Source organism: Streptomyces sp. NBC_01546 (assembly GCF_045208355.1).
Classification (GTDB): Bacteria; Actinomycetota; Actinomycetes; order Streptomycetales; family Streptomycetaceae; genus Streptomyces.
Genome location: NZ_CP109379.1, coordinates 6,772,828 through 6,790,279, shown reverse-complemented (window position 1 = coordinate 6,790,279; position 17,452 = coordinate 6,772,828). Strand labels below are relative to the sequence as shown.

The 17,452-nt window shown below is 74.2% G+C and carries 16 protein-coding genes and 1 pseudogene; 5 read left to right on the top strand and 12 right to left on the bottom strand.

The window, feature by feature from the left end; translation table 11 throughout:
• Positions 1-41: 41 nt before the first annotated feature.
• On the bottom strand, positions 42-554 hold the full coding sequence (locus OHA89_RS31185) for a rhodanese-like domain-containing protein (protein ID WP_215141242.1): 513 nt from the start codon (positions 552-554) through the stop codon (positions 42-44).
• Positions 555-648: 94 nt separating this feature from the next.
• Here OHA89_RS31185 and OHA89_RS31180 point away from each other — a divergent pair, with 94 nt between their 5' ends.
• Positions 649-1,095, top strand: a complete 447-nt coding sequence (locus tag OHA89_RS31180) for an Lrp/AsnC family transcriptional regulator (RefSeq protein WP_266610978.1) — start codon at positions 649-651, stop codon at positions 1,093-1,095.
• On the opposite strand, the pseudogene OHA89_RS31175 reads toward OHA89_RS31180, so the two are convergent.
• The 3 genes and pseudogenes from OHA89_RS31175 to OHA89_RS31165 form a co-directional block, all read right to left on the bottom strand.
• Positions 1,085-4,093: pseudogene (locus tag OHA89_RS31175) on the bottom strand (AAA family ATPase). The gene OHA89_RS31180 and the pseudogene OHA89_RS31175 sit on opposite strands and share 11 nt — an antisense overlap.
• Positions 4,090-5,259, bottom strand: coding sequence for an exonuclease SbcCD subunit D (locus OHA89_RS31170; RefSeq protein WP_266610974.1), 1,170 nt, complete (start codon positions 5,257-5,259; stop codon positions 4,090-4,092). Before OHA89_RS31170 ends, OHA89_RS31175 begins: the two are co-directional and overlap by 4 nt.
• An 84-nt stretch (positions 5,260-5,343) precedes the next feature.
• The gene (locus OHA89_RS31165) at positions 5,344-5,970 is read right to left on the bottom strand and encodes a YigZ family protein (RefSeq protein WP_257557448.1); all 627 of its coding nucleotides are present in this window, start codon (positions 5,968-5,970) and stop codon (positions 5,344-5,346) included.
• A 97-nt stretch (positions 5,971-6,067) separates the two neighbouring features.
• Here OHA89_RS31165 and OHA89_RS31160 point away from each other — a divergent pair, with 97 nt between their 5' ends.
• Positions 6,068-6,472, top strand: a complete 405-nt coding sequence (locus OHA89_RS31160) for a CoA-binding protein (protein WP_266610972.1) — start codon at positions 6,068-6,070, stop codon at positions 6,470-6,472.
• A gap of 12 nt (positions 6,473-6,484) precedes the next feature.
• Here OHA89_RS31160 and OHA89_RS31155 read toward each other — a convergent pair whose 3' ends face one another.
• The gene (locus OHA89_RS31155; protein ID WP_257557446.1) at positions 6,485-7,231 is read right to left on the bottom strand and encodes a DapH/DapD/GlmU-related protein; all 747 of its coding nucleotides are present in this window, start codon (positions 7,229-7,231) and stop codon (positions 6,485-6,487) included.
• Between the two features lie 131 nt (positions 7,232-7,362).
• On the opposite strand from OHA89_RS31155, the gene OHA89_RS31150 reads away from it, so the two are divergent.
• Positions 7,363-7,914 (top strand): gamma carbonic anhydrase family protein, encoded by a 552-nt coding sequence (locus OHA89_RS31150; protein WP_266610971.1) that lies wholly within the window; start codon positions 7,363-7,365, stop codon positions 7,912-7,914.
• 39 nt (positions 7,915-7,953) lie between these two features.
• Here OHA89_RS31150 and OHA89_RS31145 read toward each other — a convergent pair whose 3' ends face one another.
• The 4 genes from OHA89_RS31145 to OHA89_RS31130 all read right to left on the bottom strand — a co-directional run bounded on the left by OHA89_RS31145 (position 7,954) and on the right by OHA89_RS31130 (position 12,001).
• Entirely contained in the window at positions 7,954-8,622 is a 669-nt protein-coding gene (locus tag OHA89_RS31145) for a DedA family protein (RefSeq protein ID WP_257557445.1), read from the bottom strand.
• A gap of 58 nt (positions 8,623-8,680) precedes the next feature.
• Positions 8,681-11,176 (bottom strand): beta-glucosidase, encoded by a 2,496-nt coding sequence (locus OHA89_RS31140; RefSeq protein ID WP_406367613.1) that lies wholly within the window; start codon positions 11,174-11,176, stop codon positions 8,681-8,683.
• A gap of 120 nt (positions 11,177-11,296) precedes the next feature.
• The gene (locus tag OHA89_RS31135) at positions 11,297-11,497 is read right to left on the bottom strand and encodes a type II toxin-antitoxin system VapB family antitoxin (protein ID WP_215145956.1); all 201 of its coding nucleotides are present in this window, start codon (positions 11,495-11,497) and stop codon (positions 11,297-11,299) included.
• 51 nt (positions 11,498-11,548) lie between these two features.
• Positions 11,549-12,001 (bottom strand): DUF4442 domain-containing protein, encoded by a 453-nt coding sequence (locus OHA89_RS31130; RefSeq protein WP_257557443.1) that lies wholly within the window; start codon positions 11,999-12,001, stop codon positions 11,549-11,551.
• A gap of 96 nt (positions 12,002-12,097) precedes the next feature.
• Here OHA89_RS31130 and OHA89_RS31125 point away from each other — a divergent pair, with 96 nt between their 5' ends.
• Positions 12,098-13,108 (top strand): hypothetical protein, encoded by a 1,011-nt coding sequence (locus OHA89_RS31125; RefSeq protein WP_266610968.1) that lies wholly within the window; start codon positions 12,098-12,100, stop codon positions 13,106-13,108.
• 70 nt (positions 13,109-13,178) lie between these two features.
• Complete coding sequence (locus OHA89_RS31120; RefSeq protein ID WP_406367611.1) at positions 13,179-14,453, top strand: MFS transporter; 1,275 nt, start codon at positions 13,179-13,181, stop codon at positions 14,451-14,453.
• Between the two features lie 18 nt (positions 14,454-14,471).
• On the opposite strand, the gene OHA89_RS31115 is transcribed toward OHA89_RS31120, so the two are convergent.
• The 3 genes from OHA89_RS31115 to tuf form a co-directional block, all read right to left on the bottom strand.
• The gene (locus OHA89_RS31115) at positions 14,472-15,263 is read right to left on the bottom strand and encodes a spermidine synthase (RefSeq protein WP_266612519.1); all 792 of its coding nucleotides are present in this window, start codon (positions 15,261-15,263) and stop codon (positions 14,472-14,474) included.
• A 67-nt stretch (positions 15,264-15,330) separates the two neighbouring features.
• Entirely contained in the window at positions 15,331-16,176 is an 846-nt protein-coding gene (locus OHA89_RS31110) for a patatin-like phospholipase family protein (protein ID WP_266610966.1), read from the bottom strand.
• 89 nt (positions 16,177-16,265) lie between these two features.
• Positions 16,266-17,447, bottom strand: a complete 1,182-nt coding sequence (tuf, locus tag OHA89_RS31105; protein WP_215145919.1) for an elongation factor Tu — start codon at positions 17,445-17,447, stop codon at positions 16,266-16,268.
• Positions 17,448-17,452: the final 5 nt, after the last annotated feature.

Sequence of the window (17,452 nt, the reverse complement as noted above, 5' to 3'; positions counted from 1 at the left end):
CACCCTCGAGGGGTGCGGCCCGTCCGCGTGGCCCGGCCGGTTCAGCAGCCGCAGTCGTCCGAGCCGGTGGGGGCGGTCAGCGGGTCGGCCTCGGCACGCTGCCGGCTGCCCTGCCAGGTCTCGACCTCGAAGCCCTCGCGGATCCAGTACTCGATGCCGCCGAGCATCTCCTTGACCTGGAAGCCGAGTTCGGCCAGGGCCAGTGCGGAGCGGGCGCCTCCGTTGCAGCCCGGGCCCCAGCAGTAGGTCACCACGGGCACGTTCTTGTCGAGGAGCCGCTCGGCCTGCTCGGGGATGAGCGCGGTGGGCAGGTGGATCGCGCCGGGTACGTGGGCCTGGTCCCAGGACGGTGTGGAGCGGGAGTCGATCAGCTGGAAGCCGAGCTCGGTGCCCTGCTCGCGGTGGGTCTTGACGGCGGCGGCGACATCCGACACGTCGGCGTGGAAGGCGAGGCTCGCCGCGAAGTAGGCGGCGGCCGCGGCCGGAGAGGCCGGCGCCACCCTCAGTACGGGGTTGGCGGCGGGTGCGGTCGAGGTGTTCTGCGTCGTCGTCATGGCTCAAAATCTACGATCTGTTGATCAACCCCGGAAGGGGTTTTCCCCGGCCTTTCCCTTGTCCAACCGGGGAATCCCCTGCTAGACCTGCGATGTGACCGACTATTCCCCTGACGCCACCGACTGGCGGATCCTCGAAGCGCTCCAGCGGGACGGCCGCGCCAGCTTCACCGAGCTCGCCCGCTCCGTGGCGATGTCCGCGAGCGCCGTCACCGAGCGGGTCCGCCGCCTCGAGGAACTCGGCATCATCACCGGCTACACGGCCGTGGTGGACCCGGAGAAGCTCGGAAAGTCGATCATGGCCCTGGTCCGGCTGCGCTATCCGCACGGCAACTACAAGCCGTTCCACGACTTCCTCGACTCCACCTCCGAGATCCTGGAGGCCCATCACGTCACCGGTGACGACTGCTTCGTGCTCAAGGTCGCCGCCCGCTCGATGGCGCACCTGGAGGAGGTCACCGGCCGGATCTCCGGCCTCGGCCCGGTGACCACCAGCATCGTGTACTCGTCGCCGCTGCCCCGCAGGCCGCTCAGTCCGTGAGCGCCGCGGTGCGGTGGCGCACCACCGAGCCCCCGCGCTGCTTGACGATCTCCAACTGCGCCTGCACCCGGGTCCGCAGATCGGCCACGTGACTGACGATGCCGACGCTGCGGTCCCGCTCGCGCAGCGAGTCCAGCACGTCGAGCACCTCGTCCAGCGCCTGGTCGTCGAGGCTGCCGAAGCCCTCGTCGATGAAGAGGGTGTCCAGGCGCATGCCGCCCGCCTCGTCGGTGACCACGTCGGCCAGGCCCAGCGCGAGGGCGAGCGAGGCGAAGAAGGTCTCGCCGCCCGACAGGGTCGCGGTGTCGCGTTCGCTGCCGGTCCAGGAGTCGACCACGTGCAGCCCCAGGCCGGACCGGCCCCGTCCGCTCGCCCGCGCGTCGGAGTGGACCAGGGTGTAGCGGCCGCCGGACATGCGCAGCAGCCGTACCGTCGCGGCGGCGGCGACCTGCTCCAGGCGGGCGGCCAGTACGTACGCCTCCAGCCGCATCTTGCGCTCGTTGTCGGCGGAGGTGCCGGCGGTGAGTCCGGCCAGCCGGGCCACCCGTTCGTAGGCCTCGCGCAGCGGGCCCAGGGCGCGCAGTTCCTGCTCGGCCTGCCGGGAGAGCCGGTCCAGCTCGGCGCAGCGGACCCGGGCGGCGTCGAAGGCCGACCCGGCCGTACGAAGCTTCGCCGCGGCCTGGGCCGCGTACGCCTCGGCCTGCTCCGGTTCAGCCGGAGGCAGTGCTGCCGCCGCGGCGGTGTCGGTCTCGCCGAGGCGGTCCGCCAGCATCGCCTCCTCTGCCTGCCAGGCGTCCATCCGGCGCTGGAGCGCGGTGCGTTCGTACTCGGGGAGCACCGCGTCGGCGGCGGCCTCGATGGTGTCGAAGCCGGCCTTGAAGGCGGCGTCGGCGAGCTGGTCGTCGGCCTCCTTCAGCCGGGCGGCGGTGGTCTCGGCCCGGCGCAGCGCGGCCGCGGCCGCCGAGACCATCCGGACCCGGTCCTCCAGGGTCCGGGCGCGGGCCGCGACGGTCGGCGCGTCGGCCCGTACGAGCGCGAGCTCTGCCTCCAGCGAGGCCTGTTCCCGGTCCAGTTGCTCGCGGTGGGAGGCCCTGGCGGCGGCCCGGCGCTCGGCGTCGAGCCGGTCGGCGCTGCGCGTTGCGTGCTCCCGCTCGGCGCGGGCGAGCCGCTCGCGGGCCGCGTGCAGTCCGGCGGCCGCGGCGTGCGCGGCGGCGTGCCGGAGCTCAGGTCCGCGGTCAGGGCGAGGAGTTCGGCGGTGGTGGCTTCTCCGGCGGCGGCCGCGGCCTCGCCGCGGGCCTGCTCGTCGGCTGCCAGTCGGCGCTCGACGGCGGCCTTGGCCTGCTCGGCCTGCTCGAACACGGCGTGGGCGGCGTCCTCGGCGGCGCGGTCCACGTGGCCGGGGGCCGGGCGGGCCGGAGCGGGGTGCCGGGCCGATCCGCAGACGGCGCACGCCTCTCCCGCGACCAGTGCCTCGGCGAGCTCGGCGGCGATCCCGCGCAGCCTGGCCTCCTTGAGCTCCAGCCAGCGCTCCCGGGAGGCGGCCGACTCCTCGCGTACGCGGAGCAGTTCGCCCGCGGCGCGTTCCGCGGCGGCGGCCAGTTCATCGCGCCGCCGGGCCGCGTTCAGCTGGAGCCGGGCGGGCTCGAGCCGGCCCGCGAGCTGCTCGGCCAGGGTCGCGGCCTGCTGGGCGGCGTCCGCGCGGGCGTGCAGGGCGGCCCGGGTGGCCTCCCAGCGCTCGAGCCACTCGGCGGACTCCCGGTGCTGCTCTTCGGCGGCCCGGGCCTCCTGCTCCAGGTTGGCCCGCTCGCGGCCGATGTCGGCGCTGCGCTGCTCGGCCCGGTGGGCGGCGCCCAGCGCGCCGAGCTCCTCGCGCAGCCGCTGCTCGACGCCGGCCAGGTGCTCGGTGCCGGACTCCTTCAGCGCCGCCGGGAGTTCGGCGCGGGCGGCCGTCTCGCGTGCGCGGCGGCCAGGTGCCCGGCGGAGGCCGCGCCGCGCAGTTCCAGGGCGGGGGCGACCAGGGCGCCGCGGCGGCCCGGTCCAGCAGTGCGCGCACCCGTTCGCGCTCGGGGGCCGCCTCGGCGAGGACGGCGGCCCGGCGGGACGTCTCCACGTGCCGCCGCTGGAGCCGGTCGAGTTCCCGCGCGTCCTCGGCGGCCCGCCGGGCGGCGGCGTGCCGGCCCTCGACGGCGGCGAGCGCGTACTCGGCGACGGCCAGCCGCTCGCGCGCCGAGCAGCGGGCGACGGCCGCCCAGGCCCGGACGGCCGCGGCGAGACCGGGGTCGCCGGGCTGGTGCCGGGGCAGCGGCCAGGCACGCAGGTCCGAGCTGTCCCCGGCGGCCTGGGCGAGCCGTTGCGCGGTGTGCAGCACCTTCTCGTCCCCGGCGCGCACCCTGGCCTCGGCGGCCCGGCGGCGTTCGCCGAGCAGGGCCTCGACGGCGGCGAAGCGGCGGGTGTCGAAGAGCCGCCCGAGGAGCCGGCCGCGGGCTGCCTCGTCGGCGCGCAGGAACCGCGCGAACTCGCCCTGCGGCAGGAGCACCACCTGGCAGAACTGCTCCCGGCTCATGCCGAGCAGCTGCTCGATCTCCTCGCCGATCTCCTGGTGGGAGCGGCTGAGTGCCTGCCAGCCCTCACCGGTGTGCTCGCGCAGCCAACTCTGCGCCTTGTCCTTGGTGGTGCCGGTGCCGCGCTTCTTGGGGCGGTCCTGTTCGGGGCGCCGGGTGATCTCCAGGCGGCGGCCGCCCGCGGTGAGTTCGAGCGTGACCTCGGTGGGGGTCCCGCCGGCCGCGTGGTCGCTGCGCAGGCTGGTGCCGGGTGCCTGGCGGGGGCCGGGGACGGATCCGTACAGGGCGTAGCAGACGGCGTCCAGGACGGAGGTCTTCCCCGCGCCGGTGGGCCCGTGCAGCAGGAAGATCCCGGCTCCGGAGAGCGCGTCGAAGTCGATGTCCTGGGGTTCGGCGAAGGGTCCGAAGGCCGTGACCTTGAGCCGGTGCAGCCTCATCGGTGGGTCTCCTGGCGGCTGTCGTCGGCCCGCACGTCGTCGAAGGCGCCCTGGAGGACGGCCCGTTCGGCCTCGTCGGGGTGGCCGCCGCCGCGTACGTGGGCGACGAAGTCCTCGGCGATCTCCTGGTCGCTGCGGCCCTTGAGCCGCTGGGCGTAGGAGGCGCCGGTCTCCTCCTCGCGGCCCTCGGGGTCGAAGGCGAGGCTGAGGGTGTGCGGGAAGCGGGCGGCGAGCCGGGCCATAGGGTCGTCGGGCCGGACGGGATCGGTGAGGGTGGCCTCGACCCAGGAGTCCGCGTGCCGGGCGTGCGCCGGGTCCCCGAGCAGGGCTTCGAGAGGTCCGCGCAGCCGGGCGAGGGCCCTCGGTACGGGGGTGTCGATCCGCTCGGCGGCGGCGATCTCGCCTTCCGGGCCCAGTTCGACGAGCCACATGCTCTTGCGGTGGTCGGCCTCGGAGAAGGAGTAGGCGAGGGGGGAACCGGAGTAGCGGACCCGTTCGCTGATCGTCTGGCAGCCGTGCAGGTGGCCGAGGGCGGCGTAGTCCACCCCGTCGAAGACGGAGGCGGGCACGGCCTCGACCCCGCCGACGGAGATGTCGCGCTCGCTGTCGCTGGTCTGCCCGCCGGTGACGAAGGCGTGGGCGAGCACGATGGAGCGGGTACCGGGCGCGCGGGCGGCGAGGTCGGCGCGGATCCGGTCCATGGCCGCGCCGAGCACGGCCTCGTGGCTCACCTTCTCGGCGCCGAACTCGTCCTTGACCAGGGCCGGTTCCAGGTAGGGCAGCCCGTACAGCGCCACCTCGCCGTGTACGTCGGCCAGCACCACGGGGTCGGCGCAGCCGGCCGGGTCGGTCCTCAGGTGGATCCCGGCGCGGTCGATCAGTCCGGCCCCGACCCCGAGCCGGCGGGCGGAGTCGTGGTTGCCGGAGATCATCACGGTGGGCACCCCGAGCTCGGCGAGCCGGTGCAGGGCCCGGTCGTACAGCTCGACGGCGGGCAGCGGGGGCACGGCACGGTCGTAGACGTCCCCGGCGACGAGGACGGCGTCGACCTCGTGCTCCCGGACGGTCTCGACGAGGTGGTCGACGAAGGCGGCCTGGGCGCCGAGCAGGTTCACGCGGTGGAAGGACCGGCCGAGGTGCCAGTCGGAGGTGTGCAGGAACTTCACTCGCCGGCCTCGCCGTACATACCGTCTCCCCCTGCTGGTCTCCCGCTCGTGAACCCCTCTACGCTAACGCGTCCGGCCCGTCACTCAGGGCGCGTACGTCTCTCCGCCGAGGGTGAGGGTGGCGCTGCCCGCCGTGCTGTCGGCGAGCCAGGCCTCGAAGGCGGGCAGCTCCGCCTCCGGGAGGGCGACCTCGATCTCGACCGCGGCCCCGTAGCGCAGGTCCACCACGGTCCGGCCGGTGGAGCGCAGGTCGTTCTGGGTCTTGCCGGCGCGCTGGTGGTCGACGGTGACGGTGGCCAGCCGGTAGCGGCGCCGGGTGACGGTGCCGAGTGCGTCGAGGGCCTCGCCGACGACTCCGCCGTAGGCCCTGATCAGACCGCCGGCGCCGAGTTTCACCCCGCCGTAGTAGCGGGTGACGACGGCGACCGCGTACCGGATGTCCCGGCGCATGAGCATCTGCAGCATGGGTACCCCGGCGGTGCCGCCGGGCTCGCCGTCGTCGCTGGCCTTCTGGACGGCCGCGTCGGCGCCGATCACGTAGGCGAAGCAGTTGTGCGTGGCGGTGGGGTGCTCCTTGCGGACGCGCGCGACGAAGTCCTGCGCCTCCTGCTCGGTCGCGGCGGGCGCGAGCGAGCACAGGAAGCGCGAGCGGTTGATCTCGGACTCGTGCACACCCTCGCGGGACACCGTCACGTACTGGTCTGCCTTCACCGCTCCACCCTACGGGGAATCGGACATGTGTCTTTTCGGTTGATCCGGAGAGCGCAGAGCGCGAAGAGCAGAGTCCGAGCAGCAGGAGGCGGCACACGTGTACGGCGATCCGGCAACCATCCGCAAGATCCTCACCGAACTGGGCGACACCTGGGCCGTGGTGGGCCTCTCGAACAACCGGGACCGGGCGGCCTACGGGGTGGCCCGGGTCCTCCAGCAGTTCGGCAAGCGCGTGATCCCCGTACACCCCAAGGCGGAGACGGTGCACGGGGAGCCCGGGTACGCCTCGCTGGAGGCGATCCCCTTCAAGGTGGACGTGGTGGACGTCTTCGTGAACAGCGAGCTGGCGGGGCCGGTCGCCGACCAGGCGGTGGCGGTCGGAGCGGACGCCGTCTGGTTCCAGCTGGGCGTGGTCGACGAGGCCGCCTACGAGCGCACCCGCAAGGCCGGGCTGTCCATGGTCATGGACCGCTGCCCGGCGATCGAGATCCCGGCGCTCTAGACCGCCCGCGGCCTAGGACTGCTCGGCCTCCGCCAGCTGCGCCAGGCCGCGGAGCTGTTCCGGGGTCATGCCGTCGGGGATCGGGACCGGCGCCGGCGTGCGCAGCGGGGGCTGCCAGCCGGTGTCCGGCTCCCAGCGCCGCACGACGCGCGCCGGGGCCCCGGCCACCACGGCGTGGTCCGGGACCTCGCCCCGTACGACGGCGCCCGCGGCGACCACGACGTTGCGGCCCAGCCGCGCGCCCGGCAGGATCACCGCGCCCGTACCCAGCCAGCAGCCCGGGCCGATCTCGACCGGCGCGCTGCGCGGCCACTGCTTGCCGACGGGCTGGTGCGGGTCGTCGTAACTGTGGTTCGTGGAGGTGATGTACACCCCGGGGCCGCAGAAGGTGTCGTTCCCGATGGTGATCCGGGCGTCGGCGATGACATGGCTGTCCCGGCCGATGACCACCCCGTGGCCGAGGACGAGCATCGGCTCCGTGCCGAGGTCGAGATCCGGCATCATCCCGGCGGTGAGGGTGACCTGCTCGCCGATGATGCAGTGGTCACCGAGCCGGATCCAGGGCTCGCCGAAGATCGTGCCCTGCGGGAAGGCGAGCCGGGTGTTCGGCCCGATCGCGCCGAACCGCAGCCGCCCCGGGGTCTGCGCGGTGACCGCGCCGGCCTGCTGCATCCAGCGCCAGGCGGTGTGGACCGCGCGGCTCGCCAGCCGGCGGCGCAGGGCCGTCAGAGATGAGAACGTGTTCTGGTTCTTCGGCACCCGGCCACGGTAGTCCGCCGGGAGCCGGTCGTCCGGACCACCATCCTGTGATCTTCACCCCATCGCGGGGCGGGCCGGGCGCGTGCCCTACCGTGCCGGTAGCGCGGCTCACGGAAACAGAGGAAATGATCATGACGCAGCAGGCGACGCAGGGCCAGGCACTCATCGCGGGCGTCGGCGGCAAGCAGCCGTCCGTCGACCCGACCGCCTTCGCCGCACCCACCTCCGTCGTGGTCGGCGAGGTCACCCTGGCCGCCGGCGCGAGCGTCTGGTACTCCGCGGTGCTGCGCGCCGACTGCGGCCCGATCACGCTCGGCGCGGACAGCAACGTGCAGGACAACTGCACGCTCCACGTGGACCCCGGATTCCCGGTGTCGATCGGCGAGCGCGTCTCCATCGGCCACAACGCCGTCGTGCACGGCTGCACCGTCGAGGACGACTGCCTGATCGGCATGGGCGCGACGGTCCTGAACGGCGCGGTGATCGGCGCCGGCTCGCTGGTCGCCGCCCAGGCACTGGTCCCGCAGGGCATGGTGGTCCCGCCCGGCTCCCTGGTCGCGGGCGTCCCGGCCAAGGTGCGGCGCGAGCTGACCGAGGAGGAGCGCGAGGGCATCAAGGTCAACGCCGCGATGTACGTGGACCTGGCCAAGCAGCACCGAGCCGCGGTGACGCCGGGCGTCTAGCGGGCCGCCCGGTCTGACACGGTGCCGGCCGCTTCACCGTTATTCGGAGACCGGCACCGGGGCCGTCGGCTGCGCGGGGACCGCGGCCTCGGCCGTTGCGGCCGCGGCTGCCTTCTTCATGCGGCTGCGCACCACCAGCGTCACCGTGATCCCGAACAGCACGGCGAGTCCCAGGGCCAGCCAGGAGAACCGCTTCAGCCACGGCTCGGCGACGATTCCGACCGAGTAGATGACGGCCGTGGTGCCGCCCGCCCAGAGGATCCCGCCGAGGATGTTGGCGATCAGGAAGCGCCAGTACGGCATGTGCAGCACACCCGCCAGCGGCCCGGCGAAGATCCGCAGCAGCGCCACGAAACGCCCGAAGAAGACGGCCCACATGCCCCACCGCTCGAAGGAGCGTTCCGCCAGCGCCACGTGGTCCGGCCCGAAGTGCTTGGGGAAGCGCCGGCCCAGCTTCTCCAGCAGCGGCTTGCCGCCCCGGCGCCCGATCGCGTAGCCGATCGAGTCGCCGACGATCGCGCCGGTGGTCGCGCAGATGCCCAGCACCACGGGGTCGATCTCCCCGTGCTGCGAGGCGAGCAGTGCCGAACTGACCAGGATGATCTCGCCCGGCAGCGGGATGCCGAGGCTCTCCAGGCCGATGACCAGACCCACGAGGAGATAGATGCTGACCGCCGGAATCGTCTCCAGCCATTCCTGGATGTGCACCGGTACGTCCTCCCGAGTCGTCCCCGGCGCGCCCCCTGTGACACGCCGAACGGGCAGCCTATCGGCTCCCCACCACGGCCTTTGACCTCAGTGGCAGTTCGCGCGAGGAACGGCCCGCGAACACCTCGCGGCGGCCGGATCCCAGCACCCACGCGTGCTGTTCCGGGTCCCACGACGACAGCGTCCGGGCGTCGACGTCGAGGACGACCCGCTGCGCCTCCCCGGGCGCGAGGGTCAGCCGCCGGTAGCCGGCCAGCGCGCGCACCGGCTGGTCGAGGTCGAGCTCCGCGGACGGGCCCACGTACACCTGCGCCACTTCCGTGCCCTTGCGGCGGCCGGTGTTGCGGACGGTGAACTCCACGCGCAGGCCGCCGCCTTCCGGCCGGACCGTCAGCTTCTCGTACTGCCAGGTCGTGTACGAGAGCCCGTGCCCGAAGGGGAACAGCGGGGCCACCCGCTGCGCGTCGTACCAGCGGTGGCCGACGTGGATGCCCTCGCGGTACTCCTGCCGTCCGCCCACGCCCGGGTAGCGCAGCGGGTCCCCGCCCACCGGCGTCGCCTGCTCGTCGGCCGGGAAGGTCTGGGTGAGCCGGCCGCCCGGGTCCACGTCCCCGAAGAGGATGTCGGCCGTGGCGCCCGCACCCTCCTGGCCGGGGTAGTACATCTGCAGCACCGCCCCGGTCCGGGCGAGCCAGGGCATGGTCGTGCTCGAGGAGGTGTTGAGCACGACGGTGGTGCGGGGGTTGGCGGCGGCGACCGCCTCGATCAGCGCGGCCTGCCCGCCCGGCAGCGCCAGCGTGGTCCGGTCGGTGCCCTCGGTGGCGTCCTCGTAGGCGAACAGGATCACGCTGCGGGCCTCCTTCGCGGTCTTCACCGCCTCGGCGAGATCCGCGGCGCGGGTGGCCTTCGTGGTGTGCCGCAGCCGGAAGCGCTGGCCCTTGTCCCCGCCCCGGGCGGTCACGGCGAGCCGGTGGACACCCGCCTTGAGGGCGAGCGTGCGGCGCCGGACGGTCATCCCGTCCGGCGCGGAGCCGAGCAGTCCGCCCGCGAAGACCTCGGCCACGCCCTGGCGGAGGGGGAACAGCTCCTCCCCGTCGAGGCGCACGACCGGCCGCTGCCCGGTGTAGTGGACGAGCAGGGTCCACTCGTCGTCCGCCGCGAGCCGGAACTCCCCCTCGTGGCTCCACTCGCGCCCGGCGTCCACCGCCCGGTCGTCCAGACCGGCGGGTGGCGTCAGCAGGGCAGCCGGCAGGGCCCGGCCGTACAGGTCCTCGCCGAGGGCGTGGCGCACGGTCGAGCCGTTCCCGGCGCGCTGCCGGATGGCGGTGAGCGGGGCGGCCGCCCCGTCGGGGATCACGTGGGCGCTCCCGCCGCCCCCGACGAAGGGGACCTGGCCGGTCGGTCCGATCACCGCGATCGAGCGTGCGGCGGCGCCGGTCAGCGGCAGGGTGTCGTGCTCGTTGCGCAGCAGCACCGCCCCGGCGGTGGCCACCTTGCGGGCGACCCGCGCCCCCGCGGCCGCGTCGCGCGCGGGCCGCGCGGCGGGCCGGGCCGCCAGCAGCCCGAACCGGTCCATCGTGCCCAGGATCCGGCGTACGGCGAGGTCGACGGCGCTCTCGGGGACGGAGCCGCCGCGCACCGCCTCGCGCAGCGGGCCGCCGAAGTGGGTGCCGCCGGGCATCTCCATGTCGAGTCCGGCGCCGATGGCGGCGACGGTGCTGTGGGTGGCATCCCAGTCGGACATCACCCAGCCGTCGAACCCCCAGCCGCCGCGCAGCACGTCGTCGAGCATCGGTTTGCTCTCGCAGGCATGGACGCCGTTGACCTTGTTGTAAGCGCCCATCACGGCGCCCGCGCCGGCGGTGACGGCGGCCTCGAAGCCCCGGAGCTCGGTCTCGTGCAGGGTCTGCTCGTCGGCGACGACGTCGACGGTGTCGCGGCCGTGCTCCTGGTTGTTGAGGGCGAAGTGCTTGACGGTGGCGATGAGCCCCTCGTCCTGGATCCCGCGGATCATCTCGGCGACGAGGTCGGCGGTGAGGCGCGGTTCCTCGGCGAAGGTCTCAAAGTTCCGGCCCGCGTACGGGGTGCGGATGAGGTTGACCATGGGCGACAGGACGACGTCCTGGCCGAGCGCGCGGCCCTCGCGGCCGATGACGCGGCCGTACTCGCGGGCCAGCGCCGGGTCGAAGGCGGAGGCGAGCAGGACGGGCGCGGGCAGGGCGGTGGCGGGTCTCGCGACCCGCACCCCGGCGGAGCCGTCGGCGAGGCGGAGGGCGGGGATGCCCAGGCGCGGGACGCCGGGTACGTATCCGGCCTGGCCGAGGGGGGCCGGGTCCCGGGCGCCGTGGAGCAGGGCGGTCTTCTCGTCGAGGGTGAGCCGCTCGACGAGGGAGTCGATCCGGGCGGGACTCGCGGGCTCGGCGGCGGCCGCGGGGGCCGGGGCTCCCGTACGCAGTCCGGCGCCCGGCGGCACGGTGGCGACGCACCCGCCGGCGCCCAGGCCCACCGCGGCGAGCAGCCGCATCGCTGAACGTCTCGACACGGCCTCGCTCATGGGCGCTCCCTGCGGGCGGGGGTGGGACGGCGGGAGCGGCCCGCGCCGGACCGCTCCCCCGCCCACTGTGCGCCGCGCGCCCGGGGGCCCGGGCGAGACGCGCCACCGCGACGCCCGGTTTCAGCCCTGCGGCGGCTGCGGCAGGCCGTCGGCCTCCCGCTGGGGCTCGTCCTGTACCTGGACGCGTGCCTCGGTGCGGTGCCCCCGCGCGATGTAGTCGCGTACGACGGCCTCCACCGCGTCCTGCGGCGATCCGACCCCGGCGAGCACCATCACCTCCACCACGAGCTCGGCATCGAGGCTGATGTTGACCTTGGCCACGGGTACCCCCTCCATCGTCGTGCGAGGGACTCTAGCCGTGGCGGCGCCCGCTCACGCGTTGGGGCGCAGGGTCCACACGACCGTCATCTCGCCGGTGACGGCCTCGTCCTCGCGCTGGATGGCGATGGTGACCGGGAATTCGGGGCGGCCGCCCGCGTCGAGTTCGGCCACGACCTCCGCCGCCGGGCGGCCGAGGGTGGCGGTGGCGGTCACGACGCCCTTGGCGAGCTTCTTGTAGCCGATCTCGGCCCTCACCGCGAGGGGCACGGCGCGCGAGAGCTGGTCGCCGAAGGCGGCCAGGACGATCGCGCCGCTCGCGGACTCGGCGAGGGTGAACATGGCGCCGGCGTGCGGGCCGCCCACGTGGTTGTGGAAGTCGGGCTGGTCCGGGAGGCGGACGACCGCGCGCTCGGGGGTGGTCTCCAGGAACTGGAGGTTCAGGGTCCGGGCCATCGGCACCGTCGCGGCGAGCAGTTCGCCCACGTTCATCTGATCTGCGCTCATGGAACGCGATGTTACCCACGAGTAGATGCGCTTGGCCAGAGCCTGCACGGGGGCGGCCGTGGCTCCCGGCTCCCGCTCCCACTATCGTTACCGGCCATGTGGCCAGGACAGCAGCAGCCGCCCGGGGGCGAGCAGAACCCCCAGGACGCGCAACAGAACCCGTACCAGCAGCAGCCGGCACAGCCGAACCCGTACCAGCAGCAGCCCGGTTACGGATATCCGCAGCAGCCGGGGCACCAGCAGCCCCCGACCGTTCCCGGCCAGCAGTGGGGGCCGCCTCAGCAGCCCCAGCAGCGGCCGGGAGGCGGCGGGAGCCCCTTCCAGACCAAGACCGTGGCCATCGTCGCCGCGGCCGCGGTGGTCGTGGCGGCCGCCGCGACCGGCGCGTTCGTCCTGACCCGGGACGACAAGAAGACCAACGAGGCGGACGACAAGCCCACCGCCTCCGCCTCGGCTTCCGCCGCGCCCGCCCCGGCCGGCAGCAGCGCGAACCCGCGGGCCGAGGGCGACGTGAAGCCGGTGATCGCGGGCTGGAAGGTGGTCATCAACCCCAAGCACGGCACCGCCTTCGACGTCCCGCCGGAGTGGAACGTGCTGGGCTCCGGCGTGGCCATCGGCTTCGAGGACGAGGCGAAGAAGGACGGCTCCTCGATCGTGATGATGTCGGCCCCCGCCTACCTCAAGGAGGACTGGTGCAAGGTCGACTCCGACAAGAACGGCAGCGAGGAGACGACCTCGCTGGCAGGCACCGGCACCAAGGGCGGCCAGGGCGCCAAGGACACGGCCGAGGCCGTGCGCAACGAGGCCGGCAACTGGGCGTTCGCCGGCTACGCGCAGAAGGGGCCCAAGGGCACCACCCAGGTCTCCGAGCCGAAGGAGTACACCACCTCCTCGGGCCTCAAGGGCCACATGGCGACGGCGAGCGTGACCGGCCTGCCGAAGGAGAACAAGTGCTCCTCCGACGGCAAGTCCATCGCCTTCAGCTTCAAGAACGCCAAGGGTGACTTCGCCAGCTGGATCCTCTACAGCGCCGCGGGCGTCCCGGACGAGGTCAGCAAGGAGACGATGGAGAAGATCCTCAGCTCGGTCCGCCTGTCCGGCGGCTGATCTCCTTTCCCTCTCCCTCCGGGCCGACAATCCGTTTGGATTCTCGGCCCGGGGCGGGGATAGTCCGGGGGTGAGTTCTCCCCCCGCCGCCCCGCCCCACACGCCCGCGCCCGTACGCCGCCGCCGGCCCGCCTGGGCCGGCCGCAACTACACCCTGCTGACGGGTGCGGCGGTCGTGACGAACCTCGGCAGCCACGGAGCGCTCATCGCCGCCGCGTTCGCGGTGATGGAGGCCGGCGGTTCCGGCGCCGACGTCGGCCTGGTCGCGGCCGCCCGCACCCTGCCGCTCGTCCTCTTCCTGCTCATCGGCGGCGCGCTCGCCGACCGGCTGCCGCGCCACCGCGTGATGGTCGCGGCCAATGCCCTGAACTGCCTGTCCCAGGCCGCGTTCGCACTGCTCGTCCTCGCCGGTGACCCCCAGCTGTGGCAGATGATGCTGCTGACCGCGCTGTGCGGCACCGGTACGGCCTTCTTCAACCCGGCGGCCGAGGGCATGCTGCTGTCCACCGTCTCCGGCGAGCACGCCAACCGCGCCTTCGCGCTCTTCCGCATGGCGATGAACGGCGCCGGCATCGGCGGCGCGGCCCTCGGCGGGGCGATGATCGCTGCGATCGGCCCCGGCTGGGTACTGGCCGTGGACGCGGCCGCCTTCGCGATCGCGGGCGCCCTGCGGGCCTTCCTCGACGTCAGCCACGTCCCCGACCGGGCCCCCGGCGGCGGCCTCCTGGCCGACCTGCGCGAAGGCTGGGTGGAGGTCAGGACCCGGCCCTGGCTGTGGAGCATCGTGCTCCAGTTCTCCGTGGTGGTCGCCGTCGTCGGCGCCGCGGAGGCGGTGTACGGTCCGCTGGTCGCCCGGGACCGGTTGGGCGGGCCCGCGCCGTGGGGTCTGGCCCTGGGCTTCTTCGGCGCGGGGACCATCGCGGGCGCCGTGCTGATGATGGCCTGGAAGCCGCGCCGGCTGCTGCTGGTCGGCACCCTGTGCGTGTTCCCGCTGGCGCTGCCGTCGGCGGGACTGGCCGTGCCGCTGCCCGTCTGGGGCCTGTGCGTGGTGATGCTGATCAGCGGGCTGGCCATCGAGGTGTTCGGCGTGAGCTGGATGACGACGATGCACCAGGAGATCCCGGAGGAGAAGTTCTCCCGGGTCTCCGCCTACGACTGGTTCGGCTCGGTGTCGATGCTGCCGCTGGCCACCGCCCTCGCGGGTCCGGCCGAGTCGGCCTTCGGCCGCACGGGGGCCCTGTGGGGCTGCGCGGCCCTGGTGGTCCTGGCGACCGCCCTGGTCCTCCTGATCCCGGACGTCCGCCGCATGACCCGCAAGCCCGCCCCCGGCCCGGCCAAGATGTGAGGCGCAGCGGCCGGCCGCTCACCCCAGGCTGAAGGCCCCCTCCGGCGGAGCCGGTGACGGAGCGGCATCCGCGTCTGCCACGGGCACGGCCCCCCGCATGAACCGCGCCAGCGAATCCCCGAACTCCACCCGGGCGGGAAACGCGTCGGCGGCGCACCGCCGGGCCAGCGCCGCCACCGGCAACTCGGCGTCGGACGCCAACAGCACCGCGTTCCCGAACCGCCGTCCCCTGAGCACCGCCGGCTCCGCGATCAGCGCGAGCTCCCCGAACACGGCGCCGAAATTGGCCAGCTGGGCGCGCAGGAAGCCGAACGGCGCCCCGTCGGCCAGGTTCGCCGCGTACACCCCGCCGGGCCTCAGCACCCGCGCCGCCTCCCGCGCGTACTCCACCGACGTCAGCTGCGCCGGCACCCGCGAGCCGCCGAACACGTCGGCCACGACCACGTCCGCGCTCCCCGCGGGCGCCGCCGCCAGCCAGGCCCGGGCGTCGGCGGCCCGCACGGTGACACCCGACCCCGCCGCCAGCGGCAGGTGCTCGGCGACCAGTTCCACCAGACCCGCGTCGAACTCCACGACCGTCTGCCGGGACCCGGCGCGCGTCGCCGCGGCATAGCGCGGCAGGGTCAGGGCGCCGCCGCCCAGGTGCAGGAGGTCCAGCGCGAGCCCCGGCTGCGCCACGCAGTCCAGGACGTGCGCGAGGCGGCGTACGTACTCGAACTCCAGGTGCTCCGGATCGTCCAGGTCCACGTACGACTGCGGCGCCCCGTCGACGGTCAGCAGCCAGGCCCGCTCCCGGTCCACGTCCGGCATCAGCTTGGCGGTGCCCTGGTCCACGTCCCGGATCACCGGGATCTGTTCGTCGCTCACCGCACCATTGTCAGCCCGACCAGACGGCGGCCGCGTCGGCGGCGTGCTCGGCGGCCTGCGCCAGCCCGGCACGCGCGGCCGGGTCCCGCCGGGCCGGATCCAGCACGTTGCGCCCGAAGGCCTTGCGGGCCGCGGCCGACGGGGTGATCAGCAGCACCCGGGCGCCCGCCTCCCGCAGCTTCGCCGCCTGTGCGGCGGGCGAGGGGACGAGCCGCGAACCGAGCGCGATGGGCGCGAGGATCACCACCCGCGCGTAGCCGGCGGCGAGGTCCGCGTTGGTCGCCGAGCGGGTCCCGCCGTCGATGTACCGCCGGCCGCCGACCGTCACGGGCGGCCAGACCCCCGGCACCGCGCAGCTCGCCGAGACCGCGTCGACCAGTCCGGTCCCGCTCTCCCGGTCGAAGTCGGCCGGTTCACCGCTGACCGCGTCGACGGCGGTGACGACGAACCGGCGCCCGGGCCACTCGTGCGAGACCAGCCGGGCCGCCAGCACCTCGCGCCGCTGCGCCTCCTCGCCCGTGTCGGCCGCGAGCGCGAGGGCGCCGACGTGCCTGCGATAGGCCGTGGAGTCGCGGGAGCGCACCATCGCCATGGCGTAGCGGGCGATGAGTCCCGCCCCCAGCTTCGCCGCGATCTCCCCCGTGGCGTCGCCGAGCTGGCGCTCGTACAGCTCCTGCGGGGTGAGCAGCCCGGAGGTGAGCTGGGCGCCGACCACCGACCCCGCCGAGGTGCCGACGACGAGGTCGGCGGTGGTGAGGTCCACTCCCGCGCGGGCGAGCCCGTACAGGATGCCGCTCTCCCAGCCGACGCCGGTCAGTCCCCCGCCGCCCAGCACCAGTGCCGTGTCGCCGCCCATGTCCGCCCGCCCCTCCGCGCATGCCTGTGGTGACGGCAGTCTCGCGCAAGCGGACTGCCGTCACCACGGCGGGGTCAGGGTCCCTCGGATCAGCCGAGCACGGCGGTCACCGTCCCCGCGCCGACGGTCCGCCCGCCCTCCCGGATCGCGAAGCCGAGCCCCGACTCGAGCGGGACGTCGCGCCCGAGCTCGACGGTCATGGTGACCGTCTCCCCCGGCCTGGCCACGCCCGCCTCGCCGAGGTCCACGTCCCCCACCACGTCGGCGGTACGGACGTAGAACTGCGGCCGGTATCCGGTGGCGACCGGGGTGCTGCGACCGCCCTCGCGCGCGGAGAGCACGTAGACCTGCGCGGTGAAGCGCCGCTTGGGCGTCACGCTGCCGGGCGCGGCCACCACGTCGCCGCGGCGCACCTGGTCACGGTGCACCCCGCGCAGCAGCAGCGCGACGTTGTCGCCGGCCTCGGCGGACTCCATCGGCTTGCCGAAGGTCTCCAGCCCCGTGACCACGACGGGGTCGGACGTGCCGTCCCCGCCCAGCATGCTCACGCGGTCGCCGAGCCGGATGGTGCCGCGCTCGACGGCGCCGGTGACGACCGTCCCGCGGCCGGTGATGGTCAGCACGTTCTCCACCGGCAGCAGGAACGGCGCGTCCGTGTACCGCTGGGGCGTCGGCACGTACGTGTCCACCGCGTCCAGCAGCGCCTGGATCGCCCCGGTCCACCGTGGGTCGCCCTCCAGCGCCCCGAGCCCGGAGACCCGTACGACCGGCGCGCTGTCGCCGCCGTAGCCGTGCGAGCTGAGCAGCTCGCGGACCTCCAGCTCGACCAGGTCGGTGAGCTCGGGGTCCCCGGCGTCGGCCTTGTTGAGCGCGACCACGATGTGGTCGACGCCGACCTGCCGGGCGAGGAGCACGTGCTCGGCGGTCTGGGGCATGACCCCGTCGAGCGCGGAGACGACGAGGATCGCCCCGTCGAGCTGCGCGGCTCCGGTGACCATGTTCTTGATGTAGTCGGCGTGGCCGGGCATGTCCACGTGGGCGTAGTGGCGGGTGTCGGTCTCGTACTCGACGTGCGTGAGGTTGATGGTGATCCCGCGCCGGGCCTCCTCGGGGGCCCGGTCGATGCGGTCGAAGGGCACGAAGGAGGCACCCCCGCGCTCGGCGAGGACCTTGGTGATGGCGGCGGTGAGGGTGGTCTTGCCGTGGTCGACGTGACCCATGGTGCCGATGTTGAGGTGCGGCTTGGTCCGCACGAAGGCCGTCTTGGCCATGATGT

Coding starts and splice junctions, on each gene's coding strand:
- OHA89_RS31185 (WP_215141242.1), bottom strand. CDS start 554: ATGACGACGACGCAGAACACCTCGACCGCACCCGCCGCCAACCCCGTA.
- OHA89_RS31150 (WP_266610971.1), top strand. CDS start 7,363: ATGACGCAGCAGGCGACGCAGGGCCAGGCACTCATCGCGGGCGTCGGC.
- OHA89_RS31140 (WP_406367613.1), bottom strand. CDS start 11,176: ATGAGCGAGGCCGTGTCGAGACGTTCAGCGATGCGGCTGCTCGCCGCG.
- OHA89_RS31130 (WP_257557443.1), bottom strand. CDS start 12,001: ATGAGCGCAGATCAGATGAACGTGGGCGAACTGCTCGCCGCGACGGTG.
- OHA89_RS31125 (WP_266610968.1), top strand. CDS start 12,098: ATGTGGCCAGGACAGCAGCAGCCGCCCGGGGGCGAGCAGAACCCCCAG.
- OHA89_RS31115 (WP_266612519.1), bottom strand. CDS start 15,263: ATGCCGGACGTGGACCGGGAGCGGGCCTGGCTGCTGACCGTCGACGGG.
- OHA89_RS31110 (WP_266610966.1), bottom strand. CDS start 16,176: ATGGGCGGCGACACGGCACTGGTGCTGGGCGGCGGGGGACTGACCGGC.
- tuf (WP_215145919.1), bottom strand. CDS start 17,447: ATGGCCAAGACGGCCTTCGTGCGGACCAAGCCGCACCTCAACATCGGC.